12 protein-coding genes are annotated in these 12,427 nt (G+C 37.1%); 8 read left to right on the top strand and 4 right to left on the bottom strand.

Going from position 1 to position 12,427, the window contains the following annotated elements:
* Positions 1 to 3 precede the first annotated feature (3 nt).
* Genes recF through dnaA form a run of 3 tightly spaced genes read right to left on the bottom strand, consistent with a single transcriptional unit; the run spans position 4 to position 3,664 of the window.
* Positions 4 to 1,098 carry a DNA replication/repair protein RecF gene (recF, locus tag N7931_RS09230; protein WP_262793575.1) on the bottom strand — a complete coding sequence of 365 codons (1,095 nt, stop codon included), beginning with the start codon at positions 1,096 to 1,098 and terminating at the stop codon, positions 4 to 6.
* Positions 1,099 to 1,110: 12 nt separating this feature from the next.
* Positions 1,111 to 2,211 carry a DNA polymerase III subunit beta gene (gene dnaN, locus N7931_RS09225; protein WP_262793573.1) on the bottom strand — a complete coding sequence of 367 codons (1,101 nt, stop codon included), beginning with the start codon at positions 2,209 to 2,211 and terminating at the stop codon, positions 1,111 to 1,113.
* A 22-nt stretch (positions 2,212 to 2,233) separates the two neighbouring features.
* Positions 2,234 to 3,664, bottom strand: a complete 1,431-nt coding sequence (gene dnaA, locus N7931_RS09220; protein ID WP_262793572.1) for a chromosomal replication initiator protein DnaA — start codon at positions 3,662 to 3,664, stop codon at positions 2,234 to 2,236.
* Between the two features lie 370 nt (positions 3,665 to 4,034).
* Here dnaA and rpmH point away from each other — a divergent pair, with 370 nt between their 5' ends.
* From rpmH to N7931_RS09195, 5 genes are all read left to right on the top strand, one after another.
* Positions 4,035 to 4,169, top strand: a complete 135-nt coding sequence (gene rpmH, locus N7931_RS09215; protein ID WP_262793571.1) for a 50S ribosomal protein L34 — start codon at positions 4,035 to 4,037, stop codon at positions 4,167 to 4,169.
* A 10-nt stretch (positions 4,170 to 4,179) separates the two neighbouring features.
* Positions 4,180 to 4,542, top strand: coding sequence for a ribonuclease P protein component (rnpA, locus tag N7931_RS09210; RefSeq protein WP_262793570.1), 363 nt, complete (start codon positions 4,180 to 4,182; stop codon positions 4,540 to 4,542).
* Complete coding sequence (yidD, locus tag N7931_RS09205) at positions 4,506 to 4,769, top strand: membrane protein insertion efficiency factor YidD (protein WP_262793569.1); 264 nt, start codon at positions 4,506 to 4,508, stop codon at positions 4,767 to 4,769. Before rnpA ends, yidD begins: the two co-directional genes overlap by 37 nt.
* A gap of 6 nt (positions 4,770 to 4,775) precedes the next feature.
* Entirely contained in the window at positions 4,776 to 6,416 is a 1,641-nt protein-coding gene (gene yidC / locus N7931_RS09200; RefSeq protein WP_262793567.1) for a membrane protein insertase YidC, read from the top strand.
* 137 nt (positions 6,417 to 6,553) lie between these two features.
* The gene (locus N7931_RS09195; protein WP_262793566.1) at positions 6,554 to 7,654 is read left to right on the top strand and encodes a GNAT family N-acetyltransferase/peptidase C39 family protein; all 1,101 of its coding nucleotides are present in this window, start codon (positions 6,554 to 6,556) and stop codon (positions 7,652 to 7,654) included.
* 87 nt (positions 7,655 to 7,741) lie between these two features.
* Here N7931_RS09195 and N7931_RS09190 read toward each other — a convergent pair whose 3' ends face one another.
* On the bottom strand, positions 7,742 to 9,205 hold the full coding sequence (locus N7931_RS09190; protein ID WP_262793564.1) for a RimK family protein: 1,464 nt from the start codon (positions 9,203 to 9,205) through the stop codon (positions 7,742 to 7,744).
* Positions 9,206 to 9,482: 277 nt separating this feature from the next.
* Here N7931_RS09190 and mnmE point away from each other — a divergent pair, with 277 nt between their 5' ends.
* From mnmE to N7931_RS09175, 3 genes are all read left to right on the top strand, one after another.
* Positions 9,483 to 10,850 (top strand): tRNA uridine-5-carboxymethylaminomethyl(34) synthesis GTPase MnmE, encoded by a 1,368-nt coding sequence (gene mnmE / locus N7931_RS09185; protein WP_262793563.1) that lies wholly within the window; start codon positions 9,483 to 9,485, stop codon positions 10,848 to 10,850.
* Between the two features lie 234 nt (positions 10,851 to 11,084).
* Positions 11,085 to 11,537: a DoxX family protein gene (locus N7931_RS09180; RefSeq protein ID WP_262793561.1), complete on the top strand. Its 453-nt coding sequence runs from the start codon at positions 11,085 to 11,087 to the stop codon at positions 11,535 to 11,537.
* A 33-nt stretch (positions 11,538 to 11,570) separates the two neighbouring features.
* Positions 11,571 to 12,266 carry a pirin family protein gene (locus N7931_RS09175; protein WP_262793560.1) on the top strand — a complete coding sequence of 232 codons (696 nt, stop codon included), beginning with the start codon at positions 11,571 to 11,573 and terminating at the stop codon, positions 12,264 to 12,266.
* Positions 12,267 to 12,427: the final 161 nt, after the last annotated feature.

Raw genomic sequence — 12,427 nt, 5'->3', positions numbered from 1 at the left:
TCATTAGTTTAACAATTGCCCATGTTTCACGTGAAACACTGCATGTTCAAAATTAATAGCTTGTTGAATTATCGCCAAATCTTTTTCTATGCATGTAAAAAACATTTGGTTATTTTGGCTTTTACCTACCGAAAACGCATTAACGATAGATTGGTAATCCAACTCAGCAGCAATATCATCTAAAACCCAAATACAATGTTTTTGACTTTTAGTGACTAATAACGCTTCAGCGGCCAGTAATAAAGCTAAAACAAACCGCTTGGTTTCTCCACGAGAGAGAATATTTTTCACTGGCGTATCGTCCAGTTGGAATATTATATCATCTCTGTGGACACCATAGTTACAACTTCGTCTTTTGATTTCAAAGCCTTGGTTTTTCGCCAAAAGCTCAGCTAAATCAAATTCACTATTCCAGCCTAATTTATAAGTAATAGTTGGTGACGAATTAACTTTACTAGATTCAACCTGACGATAAGATTTATTTAAATAATCTTGTAACTGCGAGATAACTTCATTTCGCATAGATTGAATCTGTAAATTCAACTCAACAAACTTTGGGGTCCAAGCTTGGATCATTTTAAGATCGGCTTGCTTAAGCGCTTCGTTTCTTTGTTCAAGCACTTTATCAAACTGACGGTAAATTTCAGCAACATCTTCACTATGTTTCACGTGAAACACTAACCAGTCGATAAATTTTCGTCTACCCGATGGACCAGAATCAATGAGGTCAATTGTATCAGAGGTGAAACTAATGATAGGAAATTCAGATGATAATTCACTAAGCCGTTTTGCTTTTTTTCCTCTGACTTTTATTTCGCTACTGCCATTTTTATATTTGCGAATACCAAATGTCGCAGTATCTTGATAATCAGATTCAGTTGCAGCAAAAATAGTTAAATCATTTTGGTCGAATTGAACCAGCTCCGCCGTTTTAGATTTTCTAAATGTACGGCCAAACCCCAACATATAAATAGCTTCTAAAATAGAAGTTTTACCGCTTCCGTTTTCACCAACAATAATGTTGCAACTAGAATGTGGCACAACTTCCATTTTATTAATACACCTAAGCCTGTGTATGGCTAATTTACTGATGTACATTAAAAGCTTATATTAGAGTCTCATTGGCATAACAACATAGACAGATCGATCATCTAAGTTGTCTTCAATTAATGCACTGCTGTTTGAATCACCTAACGTAAATTTAACTTCGTCAGACTCTAAAACATTTAATACATCAATCATATAAGCAACGTTAAAGCCAATTTCTAAATCATCACCCTGATAATTAATTTCGACAACTTCTTCTGCTACTTCCTGCTCAGGGTTAGTTGCAGTAATAGTTAACTCACCACTAGATAAGTTTAAACGAACGCCACGGAATTTTTCGTTAGACAAAATAGCCGCACGTGTAAACGCTTGTTTTATAACGCTTTTATCAGCAACAATTTCTTTATCGCCACCTTTTGGTAATACTCGTCGATAATCAGGGAAACGGCCATCCACTAATTTACTGGTAAATGTAAAACCAGAGCTGCTTAACCTAATATGGTTACTACCAATTGAGATATAAACATTATCGTCAGAATCTTCAATCAAACGACTGATCTCAGTCACCCCTTTACGAGGAATAATGACTTGAGATTCTTCTAAGGTTTCTTCTAAATCGACTCGGGTTAATGCCAGTCTGTGTCCGTCAGTTGTAACACAACGAATTTGGTTGCCCGAAGTTTCAAGCGACATACCATTTAAATAGTAACGAACATCCTGATTCGCCATAGAAAAAGACGTATTATCAATCATGCGTTTAAAGTCAGATTGTTTAATCGCAAAATTGATTTCGCTTTGCCATTCTTCTAAGTTAGGAAAATCTTTAGCCGGAAGGGTCGATAAGGAATATTTACTACGGCCAGAACGGATGCGTAATTTATCGTCTTCTAAAGTGAACTCAATTAAAGCAGAATCATTTAACCCTTTACAAATATCAAACAGCTTTTTAGCCGGAACCGTAATTTTACCATCGTCAGAAGCTTGCACTAATTCAACCGATGCAATCAGTTCAACTTCTAAATCGGTACCGGTTAATGATAAAACACCATCTGAAATATCTAACAATACATTAGATAAAATTGGCAATGTATGCCTGCGTTCAACAGTACCTGTTGCGAGTTGGAGTGGCTTGAGTATATCTTCTCGGCTAACTGAAAATTTCATATTATTCTTGTCCAATATTTAGTTACGACGATAGTGTTCTTACCAAATTAGAGAAATCTTCTTTTATATCATGATTTTTTTCTCTAAGTTCTACAACTTTACGACACGCATGTAACACAGTTGTATGATCACGCCCACCAAAAGCTGCGCCAATTTCTGGCAAACTATGATTCGTCAATTCTTTTGACAAAGCCATAGCGATTTGACGAGGACGAGCAACGCTGCGACTTCTGCTTTTTGACGACATATCCGCAAGCTTAATTTTATAATACTCAGCCACTGTCTTTTGAATGTTATCTATTGTAACCAGTTTTTCCTGTAAAGCGAGCATATCGCGAAGTGCATCTTTTGCAAAATCAATTGTGACTGTTTTACCGGTAAAATTGGCATTGGCAATCACTCGGTTTAATGCACCTTCTAAATCACGTACATTTGAGCGTAAGCGTTTGGCAATAAAAAACGCAACTTCGTGTGGTAAATCAAAATTAGATTCTTGGGCTTTTTTCATCAAAATAGCGACCCGCGTTTCTAATTCTGGAGGCTCAATAATAATGGTTAAACCCCAACCAAAACGAGATTTTAACCTTTCCTCTACCCCTTCAATTTCTTTAGGGTATCTGTCACTGGTTAAAATAACCTGATGGTTACCTTCTAATAAAGCATTAAAGGTATGAAAAAACTCTTCTTGCGAGCGCTCTTTACCAGCAAAAAATTGAATATCATCTATTAATAATGCATCCACACTACGGTAATGGCGCTTCCACTCTTCAATCGAGTTAGTTTGAATCGCTTTTACCATGTCCTGCACAAAACGTTCAGAATGCATATAAACCACTTTTGCATCAGGGTTACGCATTCTAATTTCATTACCCACAGCATGCATTAAGTGAGTTTTACCTAAACCTGTACTGCCGTATAAAAACAACGGGTTAAAAGCAGTGCCAGGGTTATCCGCTACCTGAGTGGCAGCAGCGCGAGCTAATTGGTTAGATTTACCTTCAACAAAGTTATCAAAAGTATAGTTTTCACGCAGGTTTGATTTTAAGCTTTGCGGTGGCGTTTGCCCTATTTTGCTAACATTTCCAGCAGATGCAAAATTAAGCCCGTGTCCACCACCATTAAAATGGCTATGCGGCTGTTGCACTACATTAGATTGCGCAGTATTTTTATTGCCCAGCTCAAGTTTTGGGTTAGCAATAGGCGCGGCAGATTTTGAACCAACTTCCATTTTTAAAGTTGGATGATCCTGACCTGCAAATTCTATTAACAGTTCATTAATTCGATCTGCATATTTATCTCTTACCCAATCCAAAACAAAACGATTAGGCGCTAATAAAATAAGATCATTATTAACTGTTTGAACCTGCAAAGGGCGAACCCACATATTATATTGTTGGGACGGCAATTCGCGCTGCAAAGCATCTAAACATGCTTGCCAAAGATTATCGGCCAAGGATTCCAGCTCCATTATAATTATCAGGTGACAGATCAAACCAGATTTTATCCACAACTTCAATATTGACAAATAAAGAATCTTAAACCACCTAAAAAAAACAAGTTAACAAACTGAAATATAATAAAAAAATATATTTAAAAAATTAACTTGACGACAACTCAAAAAGGGGATTCAAACTTAGCTTCAATACAAGATAATGTGGATAATATAATCAAATTAGCAAAGTTATACACTATTGATAAAATATTCTTATTAAATCTCATCAGGATATTTTAATTAAGCTTGTTGTTAAGATAATTATTTGCTATAGTTCGCGCCCCTTTAAAGGCGTTGTGCTTCGGCACATTAGATTAATCGGAATATTGCAATGAAACGTACTTTTCAACCTAGTAACTTAAAGCGTAAACGTAACCACGGTTTTCGTGCACGCATGGCTACTAAAAACGGTCGTCAAGTTTTAGCTCGTCGTCGTGCTAAAGGACGTAAAGTTTTAAGTGCCTAAGTCATTATAAGTGAATACTTATAAATACAAGCGGGAGTTTAGATTACTAACTCCCGCTGACTTTCAAAACGTTTTTAACGCTCACCCTAAAAAATTTTCCTGTCGATACTATACCATCTTAACGGCAACCAATAATTTAGGTTATGCCCGTATTGGTTTTACCATTTCAAAAAAGAAAGCCAAAAACGCAACAGACCGTAATCAAGTTAAACGTGTAGTGCGCGAACAATTTCGCTTAACTCATAATGAACTTCCGGCAGTTGATATGGTTTTTATTGCTAAACAAGGTATAGCACAGGCAGAAAATGAACAATTACGCCAAGAGTTGGACTTTACGTGGAAAAAATTAAAACGTGTTGCCAACAAATCTTAGCTAAACTGCTTATTTTTTTAGTTAAAAGCTACCAAGTAGTGATAAGTCCACTGTTAGGACCTCGCTGTCGGTTCCATCCAACCTGCTCAAATTATGCAATAATTGCAATAAATCGCTTCGGAGTTGCGATTGGTGGTTGGTTAACTTTAAAACGCGTTATAAAATGTCACCCGTTTTCGCCTGGCGGGCTTGATCCCGTCCCAGAATCTAAACCTAAAGAGAAATAAAGATTTATGGAATCGCAAAGAAGTTTTTTATTGATTGGTCTTGCGCTCGTGTCTTACTTATTGTGGGAACAATGGCAAGTTGATCACGCCCCTAAGCCGGCACCAACGCCTGCACAAATTCAGCAAACTGCAGCTGGCGTTAGCCCAACAGCTGGTTTAAATAATGGTGATGTGCCAGTTTCTAGCAATGAGCTAGTTGCAGCAACCAGTCCGGCTAATTCGAGTATAGAAGTTACTACTGATGTGTTGAAAACTAAAATCAACTTATTAGGTGGCGACGTAATTGACCTTAAATTATTAGACTATGCCAAAGAAAAAGACAGTGAAGAACCTTATACCTTATTGTCTGAATCTGGCGCTCAATTATTTCATGCTCAGTCTGGTTTAACCGGCACTGATGGCCCAGATGCCAGCAGTTCAGGTCGCCCTTTATATAAAGCAGCGCAAACCAACTACACCATGACAGGCGATACGTTATCTGTACCGTTAACTTATTTAAGCCCTAACGGATTAACTGTGACTAAAACCTTTGTATTTACCAAAGGCGAACACATAGTAAAAATTAATTTTGATATTCAAAATAATTCAAATACAGTTAAAAATGTTCAGTTGTTTGCTCAGTTAAAACAACATTCAGCACAAGCTAAAAGCTCAATGATGATGCCAACCTATCACGGTGCGGCTTATTCAACTAACGAAGAAAAGTACGAAAAAGCCAGCTTTGACGATATTTTCGATAAAAATATCAACATGCATAGCACAGGTGGCTGGATCGCTATGATTGAACATTATTTTGTAACTGCTTTTATTCCAGCAGCCGATGAGCAAATTGATATTTCAACTAAATCTTTATCTGGCGGTTTAGCGCTCATTACCTATAAAGATGCAGCCAAATCGATTGCGCCGGGTCAAAGCATTAGCTTATCAACAACTTTATATTCAGGTCCTAAGGATCAAGATAAATTAGCTGAATTAGCAGAATCATTAGAATTAACCGTTGATTACGGTATGTTATGGTTTATTTCTCAACCATTATTCCACTTATTACAATTCTTACATGGCTTAGTAGCAAACTGGGGTGTGGCGATTATTTTAATCACTATCATTGTTAAAGGTTGTATGTACACCTTAACTAAAAAACAATATACCTCAATGGCTAAATTACGTCAGCTTCAACCAAAATTAACTGAGCTGAAAAGCCGTTATGGTGACGATAGACAAAAATTCTCACAAGCTATGATGGAGCTTTACCGTAAAGAAAAAGTAAACCCTATGGGTGGTTGTTTACCTATCTTAATTCAAATGCCAATTTTCTTAGCTTTATACTGGGTGTTTGTAGAAAGTGTTGAGTTACGCCATGCTGAGTTTGCTTTATGGATCCACGATTTATCACAACAAGACCCATATTATGTACTGCCTATTTTAATGGGTGTAAGTATGTTTATAATGCAAAAATTACAACCAACGCCAGTGCAAGATCCGGTTCAACAAAAGATCTTCCAGTATATGCCTGTTGCATTTACCTTCTTCTTTTTATGGTTCCCGTCAGGCTTAGTTTTATACTGGTTAGTCAGTAACGTTATTTCAATTATCCAAATGTTAATGATTAATAAGTCCATTCAAAAACAAGGTCTAGGCGCTAAATAGCCCTGTTATTTGTTTTTAATTTCTCAAAAAACCCGCTTAATTTCAGCGGGTTTTTTATTGCCTAATCAATAATTTTTCTGTTGAATAATTCAACAATCAGCTAAAATAATAACACTTTAGTTTGTGGATGTTTTGCCTTGAATCAAGTTATTATCCGCCCTGCCTGCCCGTCTGATTTATCCCAATTAAATGCACTTGAACAAACCTGCTTTAAAACCGATAGGTTATCTAAACGCCGCTTAAAACACTGGATAAGTGCAGCAAATGGCATTTTATTAGTCGCAGAAGTTGCAGAACAAGTGCAAGGTTATGCCCTGCTGCTGTTACACAAAGGCAGTGTACTCGCCAGATTATATTCAATTGCCGTTCATCCCGAAGCCAGAGGTTTAGGCATAGCAGGCCAATTAATTAACTCAATTGAGCAAGCCGCCAGCCAATTTGCCAAGCTATATATCCGCTTAGAAGTTGCCAAACAAAACGAAACCGCTATTAAGCTATATCAAAACTTAGGCTACAAAGTATTTGATGTGTATTTAGATTATTACGAAGATCATCAGGATGCACTCAGAATGCAAAAGCGTTTGTATTACAAGCCAAATAAACTCACCACCCCAAATGTGCCTTGGTATCAGCAAACAACTGAATTTACCTGTGGTCCAGCAGCTTGCATGATGGCGATGTCAGCACTTTGCCCAACAATTGAAATGGGTCAAGCGTTAGAGCTGGATATTTGGCGCGAAGCCACCACAATTTATATGACATCCGGTCACGGCGGCTGTCACCCAATCGGACTCGCGCTAGCGGTGGAAAAAAGAGGCTTTAAATGTGAACTGTATTTAAACCAGAGCCAAACCTTATTTTTAGATGGTGTGCGTAACCCACATAAAAGAGAAATAATGACAACTGTTGATCAACAGTTTAGGCTTTTGGCGGAACAAACCCATTTGCAAATCCATCAACATAATGTCAGTCAGGAACAACTACAAAGCTTTTTAGAACAAGGTAAAATGTTAGTTATTTTAATTAGCAGCTACCGTTTTGACGGTAAAAAAGCACCGCATTGGGTGACTATTTCTGGCGTTGATGACAACTGCTTTTATCTGCACGATCCAGATCCACAAGATGATGATATAAATCACCTCGCCTGCCAATATTTACCAATTACCAAACAAGATTTTGCAAAAATGACCGTATTTGGCAAAGGAAAACTCAGCTCAGTTTTAGTAATCAGTAAATAAGCATTCGTGGTGGAAAAATAAAAGATTGCTGGAATAAACCTAAGAAAATTCCAGCATTTAGAGAGGAACAACGGTTAGAGATTAAACTTAACGCCCTCTTAACTCTAACCGACGCGCCATTTCAGACATAATAATCATATACAGTTCATCCCCTAAATAAACATCTTCAACACCCGAGTCCAAACTTGGGTTATCGTTAATTTCAATAACATAAGCTTGTTTACCCTGCTGTTTAATATCAACTCCGTATAAACCATTCCCTATAACTTTAGAGGCTCTAAGTGCAGCATCTAATACCACTTTTGGTACTTCAAATGTTGGCAAAGTTTCAAAACCACCCGACACACCACGCTTGGCACTATGGTTATAAATTTGCCAGTGGTTACGTGCCATAAAATATTTACAGGCAAATAAAGGTTTATTGTTAAGCACACCAATGCGCCAATCAAACTCGGTATACATATAAGTTTGTACTAAAACCAAGGCGCTTTTTTCTAATAATCGATTTAAAGATTCAACCAGTTCGGCTCTGTCTTTTACTTTAAATACACCTAATGAAAACGCACCTTCCGGTACTTTTAATACGACTGGGTAGCTAAAATCTTTTTCTATTTCTGCAACCGTATTTTCACAGCTACTTGAAACTGAAATGGTTTTTAATGCTGGTACCTTGTTGTAGGTAAAAGCATCCTGCAAAAATACTTTATTACAACAGCGTAAAATAGAGGCTGGATCATCAATCACCACCATACCTTCTAACTGAGCTTTACGGGCAAAGCGATAAGTATGATGGTCTATTGCTGTGGTTTCACGAATAAACAAAGCATCAAATTCGGTTAACCGCGAAATATCATTGGGTCCGATAAGCTCAGCATTTATGCCCACTTTATTTGCCGCTTTAAGCATTTTATTAATTGCAGTTTTATCACTCGGTGGTAATTTTTCTTCTGGATTAACCAAAATGGCCATGTCCCAGCGATATTGTTTTTTAGGTTTTTGCTGGCTCCAAAGCTTTTGATTAAATTTAAATAAAGCTTCCACAAACTTTTCTTTTTCAGTTTGAGTTAAATCACTCAATGAGCGAAAACTAATCGACTTAATCGACCACACGCCTGTTTCCAGCGTTAAATGCAAAATAGGTGCAGAAAAAATACTAAATAACTGTTTGGCTAAACTTTCAAATCCAGCTACCTGAGTTTGGCCAAAAAAGATATAAAACTCTAAAGTTTCATCCTGATAAATTTGGCTGTCTTTAGAGATTTTAGGTAATAATGCACCACTAATTTTCAGTTTATATAATTGCTCGTTACGCAAATCGTTCATCGTATTAACAGACGGCAACACCTTGTGCCCACGCGCTTCTGCCAATAAAGAGCAATAATAACCTTTACTTAAATACTGAGTAGAGTTACATAAATTAATTAACCGCGCTTTACTAACCCCTTTTTTAGGGTGATCAGCCAAATACTGTTCAAAACTAATTAAATAACCATCCAGTTCAAAACCAGATAACTCAGCCAAATCATCTACCACAATCAAATTAGCGTGCATGTTTTTCCTTACAAAAATAAAGTCAAATTTAGACTTAACTGCAAAAAATTTAGGCTTAATTTAACTAAAACACAAGTAAAATTTATCTGCAAATAAAAAATATAAAATCATTATATTTCATAAACTTATAATGTTATAAAAATATAAATAAGAACCATCAAATAAAAATGAGTACAAGTTCACATCCTCTAAGCGAATAGGCTTTTGTTTTACCCCTATGCCAAGCCAAGCTTAAAACGGTATAATTTGTTTAATTTCAGGTTAGATAAGTTTTTTTATGATGATGATTCAAGATTCAATTGCCGCAATAGCAACACCGCCAGGCCGTGGTGGTGTTGGTATCATTCGTATTTCGGGTAAAGCTGCACAAACGGTTGCTCAAACCATATTAAAAAAACAACTAAAACCCCGAGTCGCTGAATACCTTAAATTTTATGATTCAGACAATAATGTGATTGATCAAGGTATTGCCCTATTTTTTCAAAACCCGAACTCTTTTACCGGCGAAGATGTACTTGAATTACAAGGCCACGGTGGCCCCATTATTCTGGATTTATTACTCCAACAAGTATTAAAAGTTAAAGATGTACGCATGGCGAATCCGGGAGAGTTCTCTGAACGCGCCTTTTTAAATGATAAGCTCGATTTAGCCCAAGCCGAAGCCATTGCCGATTTAATTGAATCATCTTCTGAACAAGCAGCACGCTGTGCATTGCAAACTCTGCAAGGTGAGTTTTCAAAACAAGTGCATTCATTAACCGAAGAAATTATCCATTTAAGAATTTATGTTGAAGCTGCAATTGATTTTCCTGAAGAAGAAGTTGATTTTTTATCGGACGGAAAAATATCAGCCGACCTAAAACAAATTTTGGAAAATACCCACACTGTATTAAATAAAGCTCAGCAAGGCGCATTATTAAAAGACGGCATGCGAGTTGTCATCGCCGGTAAACCAAATGCTGGCAAATCCAGTTTATTAAATGCACTTGCCGGAAAAGAAACCGCAATTGTCACCAATATAGCCGGTACGACACGCGATGTATTAACCGAGCATATCCATATAGACGGCATGCCGCTGCATATTATTGATACCGCTGGCCTACGTGAAAGCCCGGATGAAGTTGAGCAAATTGGGATTGAACGCGCTTGGGGTGAAATTGAAAAAGCAGACCGAATTTTATTAATGGTCGACAGCACAGAAAGCAAACACGCAGTAGAACAAGACTGGCCAGAATTTTTTGAGCGTTTAGGTCCTAAAGCGGTTGGCGTAACTGTAGTTCGTAATAAAGTTGATCAAAGTGGTGAAACATTAGGTTTTGAAGATGCCAGCCCTTACCCAATTATTCGGCTGTCGGCTAAAACCAGTCAAGGTATTAATCTGTTAACCGAACACCTGAAAAAAATAATGGGCTACCAAGCCTCAACCGAAGGCCAGTTTTTAGCCCGCCGCCGCCACATAGACGCAATAAACCGAGCATTAGAACAATTAAATAATGCACTTTATCAACTTGAAGAAATGCAAGCAGGCGAATTGGTTGCCGAAGAATTACGCCTTGCCCAAAATCACTTAAATGAAATTACCGGTGAATTCAGCAGCGATGATTTGTTAGGTAGAATATTTTCTAGCTTTTGTATCGGTAAATAAGAAATAACCAACTTAGCCAGCATATTTTATTAAATGCTGGCTTTTAATAGTTTTTCATTCCGTCTTTTAAATCCAATCTCATTTAATTCAAAAAAATTGAACTATTAATCCAAAAAGTTCCGATTTTTTATTTTCAAAAAGCCAACTATAGTTAACTTAACGCTGAATAACTTAGTTTTTAGCCAAGTTATTTATTTTTAAATTTTTTAACTAAAAAATATAGTGAGCTTAGTTATGAACAAACAAACTTTAATCCGTTTATTCACCTCAAATGCCGGTTTAGCCCCATTAGCTTTACGTATTCCTATTGGGATCATTTTTATTGCCCACGGTGCACAAAAATTATTTGGTGCGTTTGGTGGCTATGGTTTACAAGGCACCGGACAATGGATGGCTTCAATTGGTTTAGAGCCGGGTTATTTAATGGCTTTATTAGCTGGTAGCGGTGAGTTTTTTGGTGGTGTATTTATTTTATTAGGTTTATTAACTCGTCCAGCGGCATTAGTGACAGCATTCACTATGTTAGTCGCTATTTTTACAGTGCATTTTGAAAATGGTTTATTTATGGCAAATAACGGTTATGAATTTGGTTTGGCTTTATTAGCGGCCTCTGTTGCTTTATTGATTTCTGGTGCAGGCAAATTATCAGCGGATAATGTGATAGTTAACAAGTTAACCCGCTCATAATGAACTCATTAATAAAAAATGGAAGGTGATAATATGATAAATATTAGAGCAGCAGAAGATCGTGGCCAAGCCGATTTTGGCTGGCTGAATAGCCGACATACTTTTTCTTTTGGCTCATATTATGATCCTAATCAAATGGGTTATTCAGCCTTAAGAGTAATTAATGATGATACAGTTGCGCCGGGTGCTGGTTTTAGCACCCACGGTCACAGAGATATGGAAATTATCAGCTATGTAACTCAGGGGACAATTGAACATAAAGATAGTATGGGTAATATTCAAAGTTTGCCCAAAGGTGAATTTCAGTTAATGTCGGCTGGTAGCGGAATAACTCATAGTGAATATAATGCGTCTACTACTGAAGCATTAAAATTTTTACAAATTTGGATTGAGCCAGCAACAAAAGGTGGCAAACCGAGTTATCAGCAAAAAGCATTTGCTCAGGCGCAAGGGCTTACTCAGGTGATAACCCCAAACGGTGATAACGGTACGCTAAAAATTAAGCAAGATGCCAGCGTCAGCCAGCTTTATTTAGCGCCCAAGACTGAGTTAATTTTGCCTGTAGCACTCACTCGAAAAATTTATATTCACTTAATTGCAGGGCAACTTCAAGTTAACCAGCAAACCATGAATCCGGGTGATGGCGCTAAAATATCTGATCAATCAGAGTTAACGCTTAATAATAACGGCCAACAGGCGACTATTGCTTTAGTATTTGATTTACCTTAATTAACCTCAACTCGGGTTAAGGTGTATTCTAACTAATTGAATTATTTAACCTTATAATTCCACATAGTTTCTAACGAGAATTTTTTTGTGTGGACAAGGCAAATTCACGCGTCAATAGCTAGTCTATTGCAAGTGAATTTAACGCAGTACCCGCGAAAAAA

Origin of the sequence: Catenovulum sp. 2E275 (genome assembly GCF_025515275.1) — a bacterium.
Classification (GTDB): Bacteria; Pseudomonadota; Gammaproteobacteria; order Enterobacterales; family Alteromonadaceae; genus Catenovulum.
This window is presented reverse-complemented; position numbering and strand designations above follow the sequence as displayed.